The sequence below is a fragment of the Bacillus swezeyi genome (assembly GCF_030908325.1).
Classification (GTDB): Bacteria; Bacillota; Bacilli; order Bacillales; family Bacillaceae; genus Bacillus; species Bacillus swezeyi.
In genome coordinates, this window is record NZ_CP133085.1 from 2,070,684 (window position 1) to 2,089,084 (window position 18,401).

Annotated in this window: 21 protein-coding genes and 5 pseudogenes; 13 read left to right on the top strand and 13 right to left on the bottom strand. The window is 37.2% G+C overall.

The annotated features are described in order from the left end of the window. Positions 1 to 37 precede the first annotated feature (37 nt). On the top strand, positions 38 to 1,372 hold the full coding sequence (gene glnA / locus RBH91_RS10305) for a type I glutamate--ammonia ligase (protein ID WP_307894466.1): 1,335 nt from the start codon (positions 38 to 40) through the stop codon (positions 1,370 to 1,372). A 116-nt stretch (positions 1,373 to 1,488) separates the two neighbouring features. Here the strand turns inward: glnA and RBH91_RS10310 are convergent. Further along, positions 1,489 to 1,842: pseudogene (locus RBH91_RS10310) on the bottom strand (tyrosine-type recombinase/integrase); the annotation flags it as partial. A gap of 328 nt (positions 1,843 to 2,170) precedes the next feature. On the opposite strand from RBH91_RS10310, the gene RBH91_RS10315 reads away from it, so the two are divergent. The 5 genes from RBH91_RS10315 to RBH91_RS10335 all read left to right on the top strand — a co-directional run bounded on the left by RBH91_RS10315 (position 2,171) and on the right by RBH91_RS10335 (position 5,047). After that, positions 2,171 to 3,265, top strand: a complete 1,095-nt coding sequence (locus RBH91_RS10315) for a response regulator aspartate phosphatase (RefSeq protein WP_307894468.1) — start codon at positions 2,171 to 2,173, stop codon at positions 3,263 to 3,265. Further along, on the top strand, positions 3,266 to 3,403 hold the full coding sequence (locus RBH91_RS10320) for a hypothetical protein (RefSeq protein WP_164470273.1): 138 nt from the start codon (positions 3,266 to 3,268) through the stop codon (positions 3,401 to 3,403). Positions 3,404 to 3,626: 223 nt separating this feature from the next. Further along, positions 3,627 to 3,908, top strand: coding sequence for a hypothetical protein (locus tag RBH91_RS10325; RefSeq protein ID WP_307894469.1), 282 nt, complete (start codon positions 3,627 to 3,629; stop codon positions 3,906 to 3,908). Between the two features lie 7 nt (positions 3,909 to 3,915). Continuing rightward, on the top strand, positions 3,916 to 4,485 hold the full coding sequence (locus RBH91_RS10330; protein WP_307894470.1) for a pre-toxin TG domain-containing protein: 570 nt from the start codon (positions 3,916 to 3,918) through the stop codon (positions 4,483 to 4,485). Positions 4,486 to 4,501: 16 nt separating this feature from the next. Continuing rightward, positions 4,502 to 5,047 carry a hypothetical protein gene (locus RBH91_RS10335; protein ID WP_307894471.1) on the top strand — a complete coding sequence of 182 codons (546 nt, stop codon included), beginning with the start codon at positions 4,502 to 4,504 and terminating at the stop codon, positions 5,045 to 5,047. A gap of 120 nt (positions 5,048 to 5,167) precedes the next feature. On the opposite strand, the gene RBH91_RS10340 is transcribed toward RBH91_RS10335, so the two are convergent. The 5 genes and pseudogenes from RBH91_RS10340 to RBH91_RS22775 all read right to left on the bottom strand — a co-directional run bounded on the left by RBH91_RS10340 (position 5,168) and on the right by RBH91_RS22775 (position 7,277). Continuing rightward, positions 5,168 to 5,422, bottom strand: a complete 255-nt coding sequence (locus RBH91_RS10340; RefSeq protein WP_307894472.1) for a phage holin — start codon at positions 5,420 to 5,422, stop codon at positions 5,168 to 5,170. 19 nt (positions 5,423 to 5,441) lie between these two features. Next, a complete protein-coding gene (locus RBH91_RS10345; RefSeq protein WP_307894473.1) occupies positions 5,442 to 5,828 on the bottom strand; it encodes a hypothetical protein in 387 nt (128 codons plus the stop codon). Positions 5,829 to 5,956: 128 nt separating this feature from the next. Beyond that, positions 5,957 to 6,849 (bottom strand): annotated as a pseudogene (locus RBH91_RS22765) (peptidoglycan-binding domain-containing protein). A 33-nt stretch (positions 6,850 to 6,882) separates the two neighbouring features. After that, positions 6,883 to 7,020: pseudogene (locus RBH91_RS22770) on the bottom strand (N-acetylmuramoyl-L-alanine amidase family protein); the annotation flags it as partial. Beyond that, complete coding sequence (locus RBH91_RS22775) at positions 7,014 to 7,277, bottom strand: N-acetylmuramoyl-L-alanine amidase (protein ID WP_449727722.1); 264 nt, start codon at positions 7,275 to 7,277, stop codon at positions 7,014 to 7,016. The pseudogene RBH91_RS22770 and the gene RBH91_RS22775, both read right to left, overlap by 7 nt. Before the next feature lie 644 nt (positions 7,278 to 7,921). On the opposite strand from RBH91_RS22775, the gene RBH91_RS10360 reads away from it, so the two are divergent. From RBH91_RS10360 to RBH91_RS10370, 3 genes are all read left to right on the top strand, one after another. Then, positions 7,922 to 8,188: a hypothetical protein gene (locus RBH91_RS10360; protein WP_307894474.1), complete on the top strand. Its 267-nt coding sequence runs from the start codon at positions 7,922 to 7,924 to the stop codon at positions 8,186 to 8,188. A 272-nt stretch (positions 8,189 to 8,460) separates the two neighbouring features. After that, complete coding sequence (locus tag RBH91_RS10365; protein ID WP_307894475.1) at positions 8,461 to 9,072, top strand: hypothetical protein; 612 nt, start codon at positions 8,461 to 8,463, stop codon at positions 9,070 to 9,072. A gap of 15 nt (positions 9,073 to 9,087) precedes the next feature. Next, positions 9,088 to 9,360: a DUF3986 family protein gene (locus tag RBH91_RS10370; protein WP_307894476.1), complete on the top strand. Its 273-nt coding sequence runs from the start codon at positions 9,088 to 9,090 to the stop codon at positions 9,358 to 9,360. A 485-nt stretch (positions 9,361 to 9,845) separates the two neighbouring features. Here the strand turns inward: RBH91_RS10370 and RBH91_RS10375 are convergent, their stop codons facing one another. Continuing rightward, on the bottom strand, positions 9,846 to 10,211 hold the full coding sequence (locus RBH91_RS10375; RefSeq protein WP_307894841.1) for a hypothetical protein: 366 nt from the start codon (positions 10,209 to 10,211) through the stop codon (positions 9,846 to 9,848). A gap of 17 nt (positions 10,212 to 10,228) precedes the next feature. Then, positions 10,229 to 10,726, bottom strand: a pseudogene (locus RBH91_RS10380) (ribonuclease YeeF family protein); the annotation flags it as partial. Positions 10,727 to 11,209: 483 nt separating this feature from the next. Between RBH91_RS10380 and RBH91_RS10385 the strand changes: the two are divergent. Then, a complete protein-coding gene (locus RBH91_RS10385; RefSeq protein WP_307894478.1) occupies positions 11,210 to 11,935 on the top strand; it encodes an NPP1 family protein in 726 nt (241 codons plus the stop codon). A gap of 168 nt (positions 11,936 to 12,103) precedes the next feature. On the opposite strand, the gene RBH91_RS10390 is transcribed toward RBH91_RS10385, so the two are convergent. The 3 genes from RBH91_RS10390 to RBH91_RS10400 all read right to left on the bottom strand — a co-directional run bounded on the left by RBH91_RS10390 (position 12,104) and on the right by RBH91_RS10400 (position 13,637). Then, positions 12,104 to 12,397: an RNA polymerase alpha subunit C-terminal domain-containing protein gene (locus tag RBH91_RS10390; protein ID WP_307892571.1), complete on the bottom strand. Its 294-nt coding sequence runs from the start codon at positions 12,395 to 12,397 to the stop codon at positions 12,104 to 12,106. Between the two features lie 156 nt (positions 12,398 to 12,553). Then, on the bottom strand, positions 12,554 to 12,922 hold the full coding sequence (locus RBH91_RS10395; protein WP_307892570.1) for a YolD-like family protein: 369 nt from the start codon (positions 12,920 to 12,922) through the stop codon (positions 12,554 to 12,556). Between the two features lie 94 nt (positions 12,923 to 13,016). Beyond that, the gene (locus tag RBH91_RS10400; protein WP_307894479.1) at positions 13,017 to 13,637 is read right to left on the bottom strand and encodes a hypothetical protein; all 621 of its coding nucleotides are present in this window, start codon (positions 13,635 to 13,637) and stop codon (positions 13,017 to 13,019) included. 661 nt (positions 13,638 to 14,298) lie between these two features. Here RBH91_RS10400 and RBH91_RS10405 point away from each other — a divergent pair. Further along, a pseudogene (locus tag RBH91_RS10405) lies at positions 14,299 to 14,589 on the top strand (hypothetical protein); the annotation flags it as partial. 69 nt (positions 14,590 to 14,658) lie between these two features. On the opposite strand, the gene RBH91_RS10410 reads toward RBH91_RS10405, so the two are convergent. Then, on the bottom strand, positions 14,659 to 15,039 hold the full coding sequence (locus RBH91_RS10410) for a hypothetical protein (protein ID WP_307894480.1): 381 nt from the start codon (positions 15,037 to 15,039) through the stop codon (positions 14,659 to 14,661). A 104-nt stretch (positions 15,040 to 15,143) separates the two neighbouring features. On the opposite strand from RBH91_RS10410, the gene RBH91_RS10415 reads away from it, so the two are divergent. Together RBH91_RS10415 and RBH91_RS10420 are read left to right on the top strand one after the other, a co-directional pair. Then, positions 15,144 to 16,088 (top strand): FadR/GntR family transcriptional regulator, encoded by a 945-nt coding sequence (locus tag RBH91_RS10415; protein ID WP_307894481.1) that lies wholly within the window; start codon positions 15,144 to 15,146, stop codon positions 16,086 to 16,088. Positions 16,089 to 16,097: 9 nt separating this feature from the next. Beyond that, on the top strand, positions 16,098 to 17,351 hold the full coding sequence (locus RBH91_RS10420; protein ID WP_307894482.1) for a CynX/NimT family MFS transporter: 1,254 nt from the start codon (positions 16,098 to 16,100) through the stop codon (positions 17,349 to 17,351). Positions 17,352 to 17,790: 439 nt separating this feature from the next. Here RBH91_RS10420 and RBH91_RS10425 read toward each other — a convergent pair whose 3' ends face one another. Then, positions 17,791 to 18,309, bottom strand: a complete 519-nt coding sequence (locus RBH91_RS10425; RefSeq protein ID WP_307894483.1) for an SDR family oxidoreductase — start codon at positions 18,307 to 18,309, stop codon at positions 17,791 to 17,793. Positions 18,310 to 18,401 lie beyond the last annotated feature (92 nt).

An 18,401-nucleotide genomic window follows, 5' to 3' on the forward strand; every position in this document is an offset into this window, starting at 1 on the left:
CTATATACATTTACCTTTTAGAGGAGGAGTTTTACGAATGGCAAAGTATACAAGAGACGACATTTTTAAATTAGTAAACGAGGAGAATGTAAAATATATTCGCCTTCAGTTTACAGACATTCTTGGAACGATTAAAAACGTTGAAATTCCTGTAAGCCAGTTGGAAAAAGCACTTGATAATAAAGTCATGTTTGACGGCTCTTCAATCGAAGGCTTCGTCCGCATTGAAGAATCAGATATGTACTTATACCCTGACTTAGATACATTTGTCATTTTCCCATGGACAGCCGAAAAAGGTAAAGTAGCCCGTTTCATCTGTGACATCTATAATCCGGACGGCACGCCGTTTGAAGGTGATCCGCGCAATAACTTGAAACGCATCTTAAAAGAAATGGAAGACATGGGCTTCTCCGATTTCAATCTTGGACCTGAACCTGAATTCTTCCTGTTCAAGCTTGATGAAAAAGGCGAGCCGACGCTTGAACTGAACGACAAAGGCGGATACTTCGATTTAGCTCCGACAGACCTTGGCGAAAACTGCCGCCGCGACATCGTTCTTGAACTGGAAGAAATGGGATTTGAAATTGAAGCGTCTCACCATGAAGTAGCTCCTGGCCAGCACGAAATCGACTTTAAATATGCCGGCGCCATCCGCGCTTGCGATGACATCCAGACATTTAAGCTCGTTGTCAAAACAATCGCGCGCAAACACGGTCTGCACGCGACATTCATGCCAAAACCGTTGTTCGGCGTCAACGGCTCAGGTATGCACTGCAATCTATCACTCTTTCAAAACGGCGTCAACGCCTTCTTTGACAAAGACGCTGATCTTCAGCTGAGTGAAACAGCGAAGCATTTTATCGCAGGCATCGTGAAACACGCAACAAGCTTTACAGCCGTGACGAACCCGACGGTAAACTCTTACAAACGTCTTGTCCCAGGCTATGAAGCACCTTGCTATGTTGCATGGAGCGCGCAAAACAGAAGCCCGTTAATCCGCATCCCTGCTTCCCGCGGCATCAGCACACGCGTAGAAGTAAGAAGCGTTGACCCTTCTGCAAACCCGTACCTTGCACTAAGCGTACTGCTTGCAGCTGGCCTTGACGGCATCAAAAACAAATTGGAAGCACCGGCTCCAATCGACCGCAACATCTATGTCATGAGCAAAGAAGAGCGCCTCGAAAACGGAATCGTCGATCTTCCGGCAACTCTTGCAGACGCATTGGAAGAATTCGAATCAAACGAAGTCATGGTCAAAGCCCTCGGCGGCCACCTCTTCGAACACTTCATCGAAGCAAAAGAAATCGAATGGGATATGTTCCGCACACAAGTCCACCCTTGGGAGCGCGAGCAGTATATGTCTCAGTATTAAGTTAAGAAACGTTGATTTAACGGGATTTTAGAAAAAAATTTGGTGGTCAAATCGAATGGTGACACCTTAATTGATAGGATTGACCACTTTTTGACCACCAAAATTCATAAAAAAATTTAAGTCATGATTGACTTTAAATAACTCTCATAACTGTCCACTGATGTGTTTTCGAGTTTCTCTGAAATGTGAGAATAAACATCAGACGTGATGGTTATATTTTTATGTCCAAGTCTTTCTTGGATAAACTTCATACTTGCACCTGATTCTAATAATAAAACAGTATGTGTATGCCGTAATCCATGAACAGGTATTCTCTCCAAACCTGCCTTGTCTAAAATTCGATTCAATGCATTGAAGAGGGTAGACTTAGGTAAGGGCTCTCCTTTTTCTCTACAGAAAACCAAGTCAAGATCATGTTCGTAAATCTCATTAAATACTATTTTATTATCATTAATCCACTTCATATGTGACGACATGTTTGTTGAGTATCCTTATTATATAAGAACTAAAGAAGGAGGAATTAAAGAGGGGAGTTCGAGGTATTGGACAGCTGCTTTAAAACTTCATATGAAAAGAAAGCTGGAAGAATTATGATAAAGAGTTGATCCTAATCAAAGTATCGGTTGGAAATTCATTTGTTGTTACGATAGAGAGGGAAGATCGGGGCTTTTTAACCCAACTTTCTTGAAAACACTTAAAAAAGTAAGATATACATGGGAATTCCTTTGCAAAAATTAGTAACATTCTGTAAAATATTATCATAGTGTTAGAGGCAAGTATTGTATTAGGAGGGAAGTTATGAAAAAGATAGCCTCAGTGGATGTTGCCAACCTTATAAATACATGGTATGTCCACATTAAAAAAAGAGATGTTTCTAAAGCTATAGAGCTTAGAGACAGGATAATGAGTCTTTTTGGTAGTATGGAAGAAGATCAAGATGTTTTGCTTTATTTTAATCTGCTGGACTATAGGTTTAGAGTTTTAATGGAAGATATAGCAGGAGAGCCTAAACTTCCTCCCAACGCTGAAGACAAGGCTAAAACTGATGGAATGTTAAGGTATTATTATTTCCTGTTTAAAGGAATGTATGAGAGTGCAAAGAATAACTACTCTAAAGCACTTACACTTTTTAGAGTTGCTGAGAGACAATTAGACAATGTGGAGGATGAGATTGAGAAGGCTGAATTTCATTATAAGCTTGGGAACCTCTACTACTTTACTAAAACAACCCTACTCTCTTTTCATCACCTCTCAATAGCTAAAAGCATCTATCAAGCATACGCAGACTATAAGACACAATCCCTTAATTGTACTGTGCTGTTGGCTCTGAACTACATAGATGATGGCAGGCTTTTAAGGGCAGAGACTATGCTAAAAGGCTGTGCAGAAAGACTTATTAAAGTGGGTGACAACCATTTATTAGCCGCGGTTTATTATGATCTAGGTTTTTTGAAAATCCAAGAGGATAAACATGAGGAAGCTCTTGAGTATTTTAACCTGTCCTTTGAAACCAATGATCTGAAAAGAAATGCACCTATCATGTACATGCAATGCATTTATGAGTCAGCCAGATCAACATATAAGATAGGGGAAGTGGACAAAGCAATAAAGTGGGTACAGCTGGGCTTTGAATTTTCACAAAAAACAAATAATATAAACTTTGCCCTTAAATTTTCAGTTCTCAATATATGCTATACTGCCCCCCTTGAAGGTATAGAACAAGTCAAAGACTTTATTAACAGGCTAGAGGAAAGAGAGGCTTATGTAGACATTGAGGCGCTTGCTGAGGATGTAGCAAAGGTCTACAGTTCCTTAAATAATTACAAATATTCCACATACTTCTTGGAAAAAGCCATAAAATCAAGTAAACTTACAGGTAAGGAGGTTCTTTAAATGAAAAAACTTATTGTAACTGCTTTCATTACTGCGTCGCTAGGGCTTGTTTTGTCTAGTACTACAAACTTCATTTTAGAAACTGCTCAAGCAGATAGCACAGCTACTTTACTTGCTTCAAGAGGGGCAGGCTCCTAAACAATTTTTTAAAAGAACACAGAGGGGCTTATACAGTCTCTCTGTAGTCCTCTGTGTCTGTATTCACTTCTACAAGTATCCAATTTGCCTCCAGGGACTTCAATCTTCTTCACCTTACTTTGGAGTAGGTACCCCATCTTTCTCGTCCTCAGAAACAAGTAGAACCCCTCCTTGGACTTCCTTAGCCACTGCCTTAGATATCATGATAGAAACAACGAATGAAATGACAAAAGAGGTTAACGATGCAACCGCTAATGCGAACCAAATGATTAGGGGCATTAACCAGGCCAATAAGGGTATGGAGCAATTAAATAAGTCAACTGACAAACTTAATAAAGCTATTAAAAAAACCAATAGAGCTTTTGATAATTATGATAAAAAATCAAATAAAGTTAAAAATAAAAAGATTACAAAGAAGCAAGCAAAGAAAATAAAAAAGCAAAAAGAACAGTTAAAAGAGCCCAAAACAAAGTTGATAATGCTAAAAAAATTTAAAGAAGAATGAGAAGACTTTGAATGAGGGAGCTCTTGGTTTATCAATTTTACTTGATTTAACCCCAGTGGTATCTAATATAAAAGGTGGGGCGGAGTTTGTTTTTGGAGAAGACCTAGTTACTCATGAACGCCTCTCTGGTTACGAAAGAACACTTGCTGGAATAAGTGTGCTTACATCAGGAACTTTCAAGCTTGCAGGTAAGGCAATGGGCATGTCTTCAAAAACTGCTAAGACTGCAAAAATTGTTGAGGATGGTGCTAAAAGCGGAAAAGCAGGTTTTGATGTAGCTTCCTTTGAAAAAAAGATAGCTAAAATGAATTTAAATGAAAAAATTCCATTGGTTAGAACGACTGCTGCTGATTTTGCTAAGCAAAGAAATTGGAAAAAGGATTCGAAATTAACTAAAATTAATAAAAGAGATGTGTATTTGGATTCGAAAACAGGCAAATATTATGCAGTAGATACCCAACATGGTAGATTTGAAGTTGTTAATAAAAGAGGAAAGCATCAAGGAGAAGTGGACTTTAACTTAAACGAAACTAAACCAGCTGACAAATCGGGACGTCATGATTTAAAAATGAAATAAGGAAGTGAAAATTAGAATGAATGATCTAGTTAACGAAACTATAGATAAATACTACAGAAACAAGAACGAATCAGATTATCTTACTAAATGCCGCGATCAGTTTTTAATACCAGAAGTAATAAAGAAATTTTCCGACAATAATAATATGATAATCACAAATGTAAATTTTGGTGAAATATGGCCGTCGTCAAAATTAATATTTGAGTATGAAGACTACATAAAAGGAGAATTTGAAGTTACTTATAGTACCACTTTAATGCTATCTAAGCTTGCTCCTTTATTTTATCTTCAGCACGAATTTCAAGTTGAAAACAGAGATGCGAATAGAACTGTCCCAACTCTTGAGGGTTTTGATACTCAACCTTATAATACTAAACAACAAGAATTTGAAGATTGTGTGAAAGAATATTTTTCAAAGAAAGAGTTCATTGAATTATCCTATTCGGAGATGAACGAAGTTGTATGCGGGCTGGATTTTAAAAAAGATGTCACGTTTTTTGGATCACAAGTTACAGTGGAGAATGCATTGTTTTTTGATCTACTAGAAATTTGTCCAGACTAAAATACAGCTAACTTGTGTTATTCGAGATAAATAAGTAAAAGTTAAAGGTGAATAAAATAGAGTAATGAAAGAGGGGGGATCCCCCTCTTTCATATAGATAGGCTCCATCAAAGTGGAGGATTATTTTTGTGGTTTCTCATATTCCATCGCATGATCGCTGTCAGAAATGCCTTTATTAGTTGGGTCAACAACAACTCCCACTGCAACTAAAAGTGTTAGCAGAGCATTAAATTTTTCCGTCAATTCATTCCCGAAAACTGTCAGATCATATCCAAAAGCAGCAGCGATTGATTGAACAAACAATAGAGTTGCTGAGAAAAGTGCTACCAAGAATGTTTTCTTTTTAAGTCTTACTTTCCAGTTAATTTTAGTCATTTATATCAGTCTCCTTTTCTTATTTAAGTCCAAAATGTATGAGTAACCATGCGCCGACTAACGTTGCAATCACGGTCGGTAAAACTTTGTACATCAAATCTTTACCGAACTGACCTGGGTCAATTTTTCGATTGGAATCTGATTGTTCAAGAATGCCTACTCGATTATCAAGTTTTTCATAAGATTTGCTTAAATTTTTTAGGCTGTTATTCATTTCAGTTAGTGTCACAAACTGTTCCCGTGATTGTTTTTGAGCATCTTTATTGATTTCAATTTGTTGTTCCATAAGAGTTGTCAATCGACTCATGTCTTCAGTTTTTGCTTCTAAATTTGAAATTCTTCCTTGATGATTTTTTGTTTTTTCTTCTAGAGCACTTATTCTTGTATTTACATCTTGTTCAGCCACAATTCAAACCGTCCTTTAACGTTATTGAAGGAGGTGTACGTAATTCACGTTAATCACCTCCAAAAAGAAATGGATATTCATTGACCAATTAAAACCAATGAATATCCATAAAGATATTAAAAAATCAGTTAGACTCTTGAGCCAAACTGACCTGAAATATATCCACGTTTACCCTTGTAGATAACTTCCCAATAGCCTTTTGAGTTATTTTTTCCTTTAACTGATCCAGAAATGTCAATCTTACTGCCAAGTTTAACTGTACCGATATTCTTAGAGTTATTACGGTCAGGCTTGTCCATTACAATTGCAGCATTTGACACGCCAACAATTTTAATTTTCCCTACAGATTTAATTGAAGAAGAGCCAGAGCTGGATTTTGATGCTGTTGATTTAGAAGGGGAGGAGGAGGTCTTTACTTTGCCTGAAACTTCAACGTATTTATCAGATGCAGTGATGTAATAAGTTGCTCCTTTAGAGTTTTTAACTTTGTATTGATAAGCACTTCCCACTTTTACTTTTTCAACGACAGTAGGGAAGCCAATGCCTTTGTTTACAGTACCAACGACATCTTTATCTTCCCAAGAAGGCTTAGAATAGAAACGAAGTCCGTTTACTTTTATTTAAGAGACCCGCTGGCAGCAGAAGAGGAAGATGAGGAATTTTTCTTGCTTAGAGCTGCATTGATTTTAGCACGAGTATCCTTGCCTACAATTCCATCAACAGAGATTCCTTGATCTTTTTGGAATGCTTTAACTGCAGCTACAGTTTCATCGCCGAAGTGACTGTCTGCACAATACTTAGCTAACTTATATCCAAGTTTGAGTAGGTTGTTTTGAAGTTCTTTTACTTCTGTACCTTTATCTCCTTTTTTTAGAAGGGAAGATGAGGAAGAGCCCTGACTTGAAGAAGCAGTGGAGTTTGAAACAGTTTTATTACCGAGTAACCCGTCAACTTTTTTACAAAACGCAGCAAGCTTGCTGGAGTCACTTACCCAAGGAGCAGGGCAGTTTTTATTCGTCACATCATAATGACGAACGATTTTGCCAGTAGACAATTTGAATCTTTTGCACAGGTCAGCAACCAATTCAGCAGCATTCTGAACTGTTTCATCATGAATTGTACCGTTTTTCTCTACACACATTTCAACACTAATCGCTTTTTGATTGGCATTAGGCTTAAGGAAGCTTACCATCGATTTCTGTCATGTGCATGATAGGCCATTTCATTTTCTGGGATAATGTATTGTGCTTCATTACGGTCTACAAAATAATGAGCAGACGCATATCGTTTATCAGCAATACAAGTGCCGTTAAAATAATCTCGTTCATTCAGCGCCGGTGCACCCGGTGTTGCCGTCCAATGCATCACAATTCCTTTTACCCCAGAAAGTTTAATTCCTGGACGAGTGTATTGATTGACTTTTACAAAATTCTTCACAACTTTAACCAAATTAAATCACTCCTAATTATTTTTTGAGCACAAACAAGAGAGACTGGTTAATTGCCAATCTCTCTTGTTCTCACTTTTGCTCTTGTTTTCTCTGTTTTTCTGTTATGTAATTGAAATAAAATCTAAGTTTTATTTAGAACACAATCACCTCCTTTAAGTTTTGCTCTTTAATTTTGCAACTTCATTCTCTAAAGTTTTTAATTTCTCAAAGAGTTCAGTTGCAGTAAGAATTACTTTTCCATCTGTAATCGCAACGGTATGTATGTCTTCCCACTTGTTAACTCCCCTTCAGGATCGCTTGAACAGCAAGAAAAAGAAGTGTTGATTTACTTTGTCGACAATCCTGTTCCTAGAGATGGAATTGACTATGATGAGCTAAAGCGAGTAGATGAATTTAAAAAGAAATATACCGGACTATACAGTTCTTATGACAAGTATAAAGTTATTGATCATCTACATAAGAAAGTAATTGATTATAAAAGAAACAATCTAGAAAGTGCCTTTCCTCAAAGGGAATCAACAAAGAAAAAGATCGAAAAAGTCAACCTTAAAAATCTAATTCATTCTGGCAGTCTAACTGTAATGAATTTTTGTTGCTCGGTTACATATTGGAGACAGGGAATCGCTCTTTTGGAGTTAGGTGGATGGCGAATGATACGAAGAACATGATTTTAAAATGGGAGGATCAAAGATCTTTAGGTAAGAGTAATTTAATAGATAATTATGAATCTTTTTTAGAAAATTTTCTAGATAGAGGTTTAATTGAGCCGAAAGATTATACGGAATATGGTAATGTAAAGTTATATAAAATGCCTTTGCCAATATTTGATGAACTTCGCAATTTAGCCCCTATTGTTAAACAAGAAATATATAATGTTGTAAATTCACATTATTTAGAGTTGCCTTTTTAGGCAGTTTTTAAGGTAACACCATTTGAAGAGAGTGGATGCCACTCTCTTTATTGAGCAGGAGGGAAGGAGAAGAGATGGTCGTATTAATTAACTTTTTCCCTTCTAATCTTAATCTTGTTCTAGTAAGCTTTTTAAATTGTTTTTTAAACGACCATATCACAATAGCATTTCAAGGTGATTATCGACAACTAATTATAGTGAAATCACACTATTGATTTCCATACCATATATTCATATAATTGGAATGTAACCAATTTCTTAGGAGGTTAGATATGGCGAAAAAGTCTATTAAAACTATTGTTTCATTGTTGATCTTTGTGTTGTTTATGAATGTGTTGAGTCCATTATCTCAAGCAGTTGAAGGTGGAAAAGAGGATAGAGGCGTTAATTTGAATTCAACCTTCAATACATTGAATGAAATTGTCTCAAAAAACTTTGGCACAATTTCATCCCTCAATAAAAAAGATATTCAAAGTTTGAATAATGAAGAGTTTGAAAAAGAATTTGATTTTTTAATAGAAGACCCAGTATTTCAGCAACTAGAACAAACATTAGCTAAACAAGAAGTTAAGGAAGCAGAGATAAAACCGATGTGGATACCAATAGTTGCTGCTGCCTTAAGGGTCTTAATTAGCAAAGTTGGCAGATCTGGAATGAAAAAAGGTTGGGCGATTGCGAGGCCATATGTCCAAAAAGCTTTGAAAGCGCCTAGTAAATATAAGATCGATGGCCCCGGTGGTGGTGGAAGAATTATTCAGGTTCGTTTAAAATCTAGTGGAAAACCAATTTTCAGATTAGATTATTATCCAGTTAAGACAGGAGGCCCTTATAAACTTCATTACCACGTGCCGCCTAACATGAAAAAACATCATATCATTTTCTAAAGGGAGGGTTTCCTAATGAATTATGATGAAACGCAACATCTACATATTAGTTACAACAAAAAGGGATTAGATCTTGAAGCAGTAGGATTAAAGCGACTAGATGTTGATGTTTGGGACGTTTATTTTAACTTTCAGGATCATACCATAAATGAGCCAACTATGAGGTTTTCAAAAATCGATCCATTCGGTTGTAAGATATTTTCAATAACAAGTAAAGATTTAAGTGAAGATGAGGCTTCCCAACACTTCGAACTTTGGATTAAACATGAGTTAAATAAAGCTCTCTAATTTCTAGCTCCCTCACTGAAAAAGCGGGGGAGTTTTATAGTACATGCAGATTGTTTAGAAAGAATAAACACAGCACAATTTTCTTTCTCAGGAATGTTTATCTTGAGCAGAAGGAAAGGGTGTCGATTAAACTACACCCTTAAATGTAAGGTGGTATTCTTACCTACAAACTGAATTTCTCCTTTACTGCACCTTTTCAACTTTTAATACCGTCATTTTAAATGAAAGTATTCTTTGCATCTTCACCTACAAGAAATCGATTATCAGGAAGGGGAGAGGCTCGTCAATTCGCCTGCATTGCCTCAATAAAACTCTTCCTAAACATTTTCTCTTTTCTTTCAAGTTCATCACAATCTTCACCACATTGGTTTATGAGAGTCGATTCAGCGAAAAACCATTCCTCAAGAACGTCCTCAAATATTTCTAAGACTTTGTTTTAATTCATGGGTTTTTCACCTTCAATTTCAAAATAAAAAAGACATCCATCAGGACGCCTTTTCTTTCTCTTTTTCAGCTTTTGTTTGTTCAAGCAGCGATTTGAAATAGGTGGCGGTTGTTACTCTATTTTTGTCAAGCGACAATGCTTTCATCAGACCAACAATAAATATAAGTATTAGAAGACCATAAATTATATTGACAGTTCGGGATGCTATATCTTTGAAATCATTAAGATCAATACCAAGAGTAGATCCAATACTTAATTTTAAAGCTTCAAGCATTAAGTTTGCGATCAATACAAGGAAGACGCCGATTTTTGAATTATCAAAGTTTGTTTCAAGTCTAGTCATTCGTGCGATTCCTGAAGATAAATCATAATGACTCAGCTGTTTAATCACTTGATATTTTGCCATTGAATCAGAATAGCTGTGTCCATCATCAGGGACTTTTCAAGGGTAGTGCTGATTTCCTTTAATGCTTTCTGATTCTGTTCATGAAAATCGCTGTCATTCAAATCCGGTAAATCAACGATATGGCTGACTTTTGCGATCGTGGCGTTGGCCTTAGAAACCAAATGTTCCGTTGTGCGATCGGCTGCATTTAAGCCATTCTCCAGTTCGTGTTCGAGAAAGGACTGTGAAATAAATCCGTTATGGTTTGGTTCCAGGGAATTCAGCGCACTTTTCATTTTCTTCAGCGTGGAACTGTATTCTTCTATGAAAGTGTCATAGAACCGCAAAAAAGGGGTGTGGCATTCCTCGTAAAAGGCGCGGATCGCGTCGCCCCCTTTTCCCTTTAAAGCATCATCAAGAGATGTGATACCGTCAACGGCCTTTTTGACTTTGGCGAATTCATCTGATTGCTTTTTTAATTGTTCCAGCGTTTGGTCAATTGCATTGTGCAGCGCCTGAACATCCAGAGTCTTCATGGCATTCTCCTCTAATCCTTTTGGTTACAATCAGTATAGAGTTTACCACTTTACGGAAAGGGATTGGTGAATAAATCCTGTTCATCCATGAAAATAAATTATAAGATTTATGAAAAAATACCTTTAAGCAAAGAAAAAGAGGAAGACCGTTAAAAGAACGACAATTAATCGAATCGGCTGAAGCGGTGATCAATGAGTTCCAACTGATGCACATGATGTCTGCTGATTGCATTTACGGGCAAAAACGAAAGCCCAGCTGAAAAAGCTACTATAATGACAAAAAGCTCGGTTCTTAACGGATGGGATTTTTTGCATATTTGTGAAACGTTTTAGAGTGAATGTTATTTACCTAAATGAGAGCCATGAGAAAAATTCAAATAATACTTTTGTAGCTAAATATTAAAATTTTGTAAAATTATGTTGAATTTACCTCGAATTCGTGTTAAATAATAAATGTCAATATTATTAAAAGGAGCTGGAATAATGAACAAATTTTTCTTGGTTCTGTTTTTATCTGTATTCACTTCTATCAGCATTGTTTCAACAGCAAATGCAGCTGTACTCGATCATGACAAAGTTGTCGGCTTTAGAGAGGTTACGCCTACCACTGTTACTCAAAAAGCGGCGAAACGTTTTCAGCCGTATTTAAAGGTTGCCAGCGGATGTGTGCCCTTTCCTGCAGTAGACGCGCAGGGCAACACGAGCGGGGGATTAGAGCCTACCGGAGCGCCGGAAGGTCACTGCAGCAAAAGCATCGGACAAGTATATTCGCGATCTGCGTGGTATAACGGGGTATGGGCCATTATGTATGCTTGGTATTTCCCAAAAGATTCACCTATAGCCTTAAAAGCATTTGGTCACCGCCATGACTGGGAAGGAATCGTCGTATGGATTGACAATCCGGCAAATCCAAATCCGAAGGTTCTGTCAATCGCCTATTCTCAACACGGAAAATTTCAAAAAACAGCTCCAAACAGTCATATCATGGATGGCGATCATCCTAAGATCAGATATGATGCTCCTCAATCACCGATCAATCACAGCTTATACGTTGACAGCGCAAAAGGCGGAATGCAGCCTTTAATCGGCTGGGATGATTTAACTCCTGCCGCAAGGAATGCATTAAATACAACATATTTCGGTAAAGCAAACGTTCCTTTTAATGATGCGAATTACAACAATAATTTGAAGAAAGCTTTGTTTAGATAAAATTTCAATATTTTTAGAGATTAAAAGCCCTTCCATTTGAGAGAAGGGCCTTTTTTCATTTCCACACCGACAACATCCTCAAATTTAATGAGATTAGTGTCTCCTTTTGAATCCACGATATGGAGAACGTTGCGGATCTGATTTATGTAATGAATTTGTTTTTAGTGTTTAATTTTTAAATGATAACCCATTTTCCTTTAAAGCAGCTCTTAATTTAGGCAAAGACGCTGGTCCCATACCGTGAATTTTCAAAAACTCTTTTTCGCTATAGTTTGATAGCTGTTGCAAGGAAGTTATTCCATTGTGTTCTAATGCTCGTCTTGCTGGTGCCGAGAGTAATGAAAGAAATCCTTTGTCAGGTTTGCGTTCTTGCTCACAAATCGGGCAGGTAGGACAATTACTACTTTTATAATACTGGTGTCCTTTGTCGCAAGTCCTTAAATTTTTTTTTGAAGTTGTCATTTTTACATATCTCCCTTTCTCGAGTATTATTTTCAACCCTTTCTACACTATACATGTTGTATTTCCTCTTTTTAAGTCCTGCCCGTTTGTTGAATAAACCATTTTCGTGGGCATAAATTTATATGGACGCTGCTTGACAGTGACGGCTTCGAACCTTTATTTCATTTCTACACCAACAACATCCTCAAATTTAATGAGGTTTGTGTCTCCTTTTGAATCTACAACATGAAACAGCTTGCGTAGTTGATTTATATAATGGATATGGCCCTCTATTTGAACGATCTCCCCGGTTTCCGGTCCGTTAAGCATTGGCAGCGGCTTAAATACAGAGAATTGGGCTGGATTATTAAGTTCCATTGCTTCACTTATGATCATTTCCATTTCTTCGATCTGGGACATGTCAAGAACCGGCCTTTTCACTTTGTTCTGGTTGCTTTCTAATTCGCGGAGCAGGCCGACATGCTCCGGCAGCATCATGGCCGTCCATTTGATTGATCCCCGATCTTTCAAGTTGTCATCTTTCATGGTGTTCATCTCCTTGAGATGATTACAAGGGAACATTTGTTCTATTCTCAACAAGAAAAATAATCCTTCAAAAAAACTTCTTTAAGAGAAGGGCTTATTTCGGTTCGATTTTTATTATTATTGCCGTTTCTGGAATTTTAGCTAGATGAACAGAGTAATTCCCACCATCTACATCAAGCATATCCTGATCACTTTCTAAAAGATCATTTAAATGTCCAATATCAATTCCTAGAGTTTGAAAAACCGCAAATGTATAAAATAGGGTCATATCGGATGCCATATTATCTGAACCAAAAGTGGATAAATTGAAGCCGTTTAGATTTCGATCGTTGTCATACCATGCTTCCAAAATAAAAATTCCACCGGAGTCATCAGTTTCATTTATTAGCTCTCTTGTGTAGGCTGTACCGTCTTTGACTTCAGCAAGTTTAAACTCACCAATGTCTTCAATATTAATCCGTTTAAGGATAGGAGCTTTCATCTCTTCATCGTTTTCAAAGTCTTGCGCTACTTTATTGTATGCCTGAACAAATTCTTCAAGGCTGAAATTAAATGCTATCTGGGTATTCTCAACGTCATTTTTCTCAATTTTATTATCGTCACTCTCAGCGTCATTTGTCTCTTTTTCTTCTGAAGCGGTGTTTTCACTGCTGCACGCCGTGGATAGAGTGAAGAATAAAAGAAAAATGGATAATAAAAAAATAAACTTTTTCATAAAAAATGATCCCCCTCTTGTTTAAAACGAACATTTACATTTTAAAACAAGTGAGGGGGATGTTGCTATGGAATTTTAATATCACTGTTGCTTACAGTACAAGTTTTAAATTCCTTGACCAAAATTTGACCAAAAAATATTGAGGTTCATACAGAATTTACTTCAGATTTAAAATAATAAAGCACCGAAAAAGTCTTTGTTTATAAGGATTTTCAGTGCTATACATAGTCTATTTCAATTCGAAATTATGTTCCGCACACAAGTTCACCCTTGGGAGCGCGAGCAGTATATGTCTCAGTATTAATCTATCGATCCCTTGGCACCAGTGGTGTCAGGGGGTTTTTATTTTTGTAGAGTATTTTTAATAGATTAGGATAAAATATTAGTCACCCACAAAACGCCCACGTAAATTACTTCATTATCGTGAAGATATACTTTTCATATCCATTCATTAAATCCAGATCTTTTATTGACATTTTAGTAAACACGGGGACGAACTTTACATTAAATATCCTGAGCTTAAGAAATTTGTTGTTACATAAAAACAGTTCTCAATGTTTAAAAGGTTTACTCAGAGCAGGATTATAAAGTCAAACAGACATCATCAAATACTTTATAGGCATAGATTCAAGAAATGAATCCAAGATAGACGACTGGCTCAGACCGGTCCTGCTTTAAAAATGAACTGATCCGCGCCTCAAAATATCCCTTCACTCTTATTGTGGAAGATCTGAAGGGATCAAAAAATATTGAACGGGAAATACCGCACACAGTATAAGCCGCAGTCGTTGCTTGGCAGCTTAAAAACGTTTGAAGTCCGTTACAATTTTCAACCATATTTATAAGCCCGAGCGCCAACGGATACTATACCTTTCATCATTTTCATTACATGATTCGGGAGCTTTTAAAGGGGGGCTTATGTGAAATAATTAACCAGCGAACAACGACTTAATTGGCTGAGAAAGAGTGATCGGCAGGAGTAGAGAAAAAATTAAACCATCCCTAAAAAATGGTTTAGTATTTAACTTTTAAATCTTTCAAGAGTAGCGGACACAAAGCTCTTTACAGAAGATATCTTTTTCTGTCTTTCTTGTTGATGAATTTTTTCATCGAGTATTAATTCGATTGCAAGTTCCAACTTAGGAAATAGTTCAAGACATTCTTTTTCAGTTAGCTCATGTATACCTTTACTTAAAATTGCATATAGCTTTCTATTTTCAATAAGGTAGTCCGGCAAATAATCTTTAAGTAGTTTGATTTTATGATCCATTTTTGACCCTTCAAAGGTGCTGTTATTCCATTTAGGATCTTGTGATGCTGCTTCTTGTCTGGTTTTTTCAATTAATTTTTCAAAGATTCTACGAGGATAGACAAATGAACCAGCGCCGATGTGTCCTTCCATTATCGATATTTAGACTAAATAAATAAAGAATAGCCAAAGAAAAAATAAATCCAAATGTGACTGAAAAAAAGTATGCTTTTCATACGCAAATAAGAAATTATTATGTGAATCAAGAATTTCAAGAGTTTGTAGCCTTTGATATTGATTTTGAAGATGTAGACATTGCCCTGCGTATAGCTGGTCTGTTAGGAAAACATGCTATGAACTTTACTATAACTAATTTCCTTTTCCCTGACACCCAAAAGATAGATTATATTCAATTTATGGTCTTTAAAATTAATGACCCATTTACACCCCTGTTCCGCTATGTTAATATATCCAATATGCCAATCATCCTACAAATTTATGGAGGGACGAAAATGATCCGAAAAACAAATCGCAAGTCGCTTGTAGAGCAGGTTGTTGAACAGATAGAGCAATTAATTGAGCAGAGGCACTGGACGGTAGGGGAAAAACTTCCGCCGGAAATGGAGCTGATGGAAGAATTTGATGTCAGCCGCAATACATTAAGAGAAGCAATCCGAGCTTTAGTACACGCCGGCTTATTAGAGACAAAACAAGGAAGCGGAACGATCGTACGCTCGACAAGTGCCCTTGACGCCGCACTGAAGCGTCATGTCAAAAAATCCACGATGTTGGAAACACTAGAAGTACGTTTAGCTTTGGAAAAACAAGCGGCTCAGATGGCTTCCGAACGCAGAACAGAAACAGATTTAAAACAACTGGAAGCATGTATCCGCAGCTGTAAAGATGCCTCAGCAAATAATGAATTAGACCAATTTATTTCTTCCGATATTCAATTCCATAAAACCGTTGTGCAGGCCTCCAGTAATCAGCTGCTGATTGATTTATATGAACATATGACAGAGATATTGTATTCTTTTGTTCATGATTTCATGACTATGGAACCTCCCTTTCAGTTTGAACAAGAGTTTCATCTCGAACTATTTGAAGCAATCCAGAAGCAGGATAAAGAATCTGCGGCAGCGCATGTTGAGAATGATATGGAAGTATTAAAGGAAAATATAATTAAGATAATGGAGGAATAGAGGAATAGTATGGATAAACAAACAGGAGCATTAACAGACAAAAACAGTACAAAAGCCGGCTGGTTATTACTTATCGGCGTCATTTTAGTTGGATCGAACTTAAGAGTACCTATAACATCAGTCGGAGCGCTTATTTCTTTTATCCGTGATGATCTTGGTATCAGCAATGCTGTCGCCGGGTTGGTAACGACATTACCTTTGCTTGCATTTGCTTTGCTTTCCCCGTTTGCACCGAAAATAGCAAACCGGATCGGAATGGAATGGACCATTGCACTATCATTAGCATTACTTATCACCGGCATTATAATACGATCACTCACAGGAATCGTTTTCCTATTTACAGGAACACTTTTCGTCGGACTGGCTATTGCCGTTGGCAACGTCTTAATCCCGGGAATTATCAAAATGAGTTTTCCCTTGAAAATAGGTATCATGACCGGTGTATATGCTGTTTTCATGAATATATTCGGTGCTTTAGGATCCGGCCTGAGTGTTCCGATTGCTTCTGTCGGCAATATGGGTTGGCAGGGTGCGCTGGGTATCTGGGGATTGCTCGCAGTCATCTCATTGCTAGCCTGGATTCCGCAGTTGCGCAAACAGCGTGATGAATCACCTAAAGCAGATGTGGAAAAAAACAAGAAAACCAATTTATGGCGTTCACCGATTGCTTGGAATGTGACCTTATTTATGGGGGGACAGTCTCTTGCTTTTTATACATTGATTGCCTGGATGCCGGACATTCTGCGCTCTATCGGTTATAACGCAAATACTGCCGGATGGATGGTTTTCCTGATGCAAGTTGCATTGATTCCCACTACTTTTGTTATTCCGGTTATCGCCGAAAAACTGAAAAATCAGAGCGGCTTAGCTATTGGAACTGCCGCATTATTTATTATCGGGTTTGCAGGCTTGCTGCATGGAAGTATGATGCTTGTCCCGCTATGGGCAATCTTGCTTGGAATTGCCGGCGGAAGTGGCTTTAGTCTCTCCATGATGTTCTTTACAATCAGAACCAGAGACGGGAAAGAAGCAGCTGAACTCTCAGGCATGGCACAATCATTTGGCTACCTTTTAGCTGCTGTTGGTCCTGTGCTTGTCGGTACCTTGCATGACATAAGCAATGGATGGGCAATTCCTATCATATTCTTAATTATCATTTCTGTTATCATTCTGATATCAGGTATCGTATCAGGCAAGGAAGGTACGGTATCAGATCAATCTAAAAAACAAATTAAAAAAGAGCCAGTAGAGCTAATTCATTGAAATGCAAGAAGGTACAATCCTTATGAATAGGTCTGTACCTAGGAATAGGGGGGGAGGTTTTGCATTTGGTTTATCCATGATTTTTTTTTTTGGTTGCGTACAGAGAATGCTGGGAAGGAGTCTGGGATGGCTCAATTCGTAGGGTACCTACATGCACATTGAGGTGACAAGTGATTCAAAAGTCATGTCTTAACGGGGGATTCCGTATGAATGAATTTATGAAAATGTTTTATGTATAAAAAAGAAGATTCAAAAATGTGGTGGCAAGACACATATCCTCTGATGTTCCTGTATGTATCTTGCCCCATCCCTGATTCTTTATTGCTTATTTCTATCATTCTTGATGACGACTTCTTCAACTAAAATGTTTTTTCTCGGTTTGATATTTTCCAAGATAATATCCGCAACATCGTCTGGCTCCATAAATGTTTCTTCTGTACTAGCTCCCCCCCCATAATTCAGTTTTCATATTCCCCATGTAAGCTCCGAATACCTTAACAGCCGTAGGTTCAAGTTCTAGCGCTAAGCTTTCAGTAAATCCTCTTACACCAAATTTACTTGCGCTATAAACCGATTCTGTAACTTTTCCTCTTTTTCCTGAAAGGGAGATAATGTTGACGATATAACCTTGATTTCTCTTTTTCATGTCATCTAATACTTCTTGTGTACAAAAGATTGTGCCTTTTAAGTTAATATCAATCATTTGATGAATAGATTCTTCACTTAAATTTTCCGTCACATCAAAGGTTCCCACTCCTGCATTATTGATTAATACATCAATTGTTCCCATTTCTTTCTTAATTAATTGCATAACTTTCGCTACATCCTTTTTAGATGAAATATCTACTTCATAAATAGAATAATTATTTGTTAATGCTTCGGCTGTTCGAATAAGTTTTGTCTGAGTGCGTCCGAGCAAACATACATGATAACCTAAATTAGAATACTTTTTTTCCAAAGACGCTCCTAATCCACTTCCAGCCCCATGTAATAACAACATTCATATCCATGTAAATTCCTCCTTTTTTTAATATAAGATTGACCCCTTGG

Excerpts from the sequence above, each read along its gene's own strand:
- glnA (WP_307894466.1), top strand. The coding sequence starts at position 38 with ATGGCAAAGTATACAAGAGACGACATTTTTAAATTAGTAAACGAGGAG.
- RBH91_RS10315 (WP_307894468.1), top strand. The coding sequence starts at position 2,171 with ATGAAAAAGATAGCCTCAGTGGATGTTGCCAACCTTATAAATACATGG.
- RBH91_RS10320 (WP_164470273.1), top strand. The coding sequence starts at position 3,266 with ATGAAAAAACTTATTGTAACTGCTTTCATTACTGCGTCGCTAGGGCTT.
- RBH91_RS10325 (WP_307894469.1), top strand. The coding sequence starts at position 3,627 with ATGACAAAAGAGGTTAACGATGCAACCGCTAATGCGAACCAAATGATT.
- RBH91_RS10335 (WP_307894471.1), top strand. The coding sequence starts at position 4,502 with ATGAATGATCTAGTTAACGAAACTATAGATAAATACTACAGAAACAAG.
- RBH91_RS10340 (WP_307894472.1), bottom strand. The coding sequence starts at position 5,422 with ATGACTAAAATTAACTGGAAAGTAAGACTTAAAAAGAAAACATTCTTG.
- RBH91_RS10360 (WP_307894474.1), top strand. The coding sequence starts at position 7,922 with ATGGCGAATGATACGAAGAACATGATTTTAAAATGGGAGGATCAAAGA.
- RBH91_RS10365 (WP_307894475.1), top strand. The coding sequence starts at position 8,461 with ATGGCGAAAAAGTCTATTAAAACTATTGTTTCATTGTTGATCTTTGTG.
- RBH91_RS10370 (WP_307894476.1), top strand. The coding sequence starts at position 9,088 with ATGAATTATGATGAAACGCAACATCTACATATTAGTTACAACAAAAAG.
- RBH91_RS10375 (WP_307894841.1), bottom strand. The coding sequence starts at position 10,211 with ATGGCAAAATATCAAGTGATTAAACAGCTGAGTCATTATGATTTATCT.
- RBH91_RS10385 (WP_307894478.1), top strand. The coding sequence starts at position 11,210 with ATGAACAAATTTTTCTTGGTTCTGTTTTTATCTGTATTCACTTCTATC.
- RBH91_RS10390 (WP_307892571.1), bottom strand. The coding sequence starts at position 12,397 with ATGACAACTTCAAAAAAAAATTTAAGGACTTGCGACAAAGGACACCAG.
- RBH91_RS10395 (WP_307892570.1), bottom strand. The coding sequence starts at position 12,922 with ATGAAAGATGACAACTTGAAAGATCGGGGATCAATCAAATGGACGGCC.
- RBH91_RS10400 (WP_307894479.1), bottom strand. The coding sequence starts at position 13,637 with ATGAAAAAGTTTATTTTTTTATTATCCATTTTTCTTTTATTCTTCACT.
- RBH91_RS10410 (WP_307894480.1), bottom strand. The coding sequence starts at position 15,039 with ATGGAAGGACACATCGGCGCTGGTTCATTTGTCTATCCTCGTAGAATC.
- RBH91_RS10420 (WP_307894482.1), top strand. The coding sequence starts at position 16,098 with ATGGATAAACAAACAGGAGCATTAACAGACAAAAACAGTACAAAAGCC.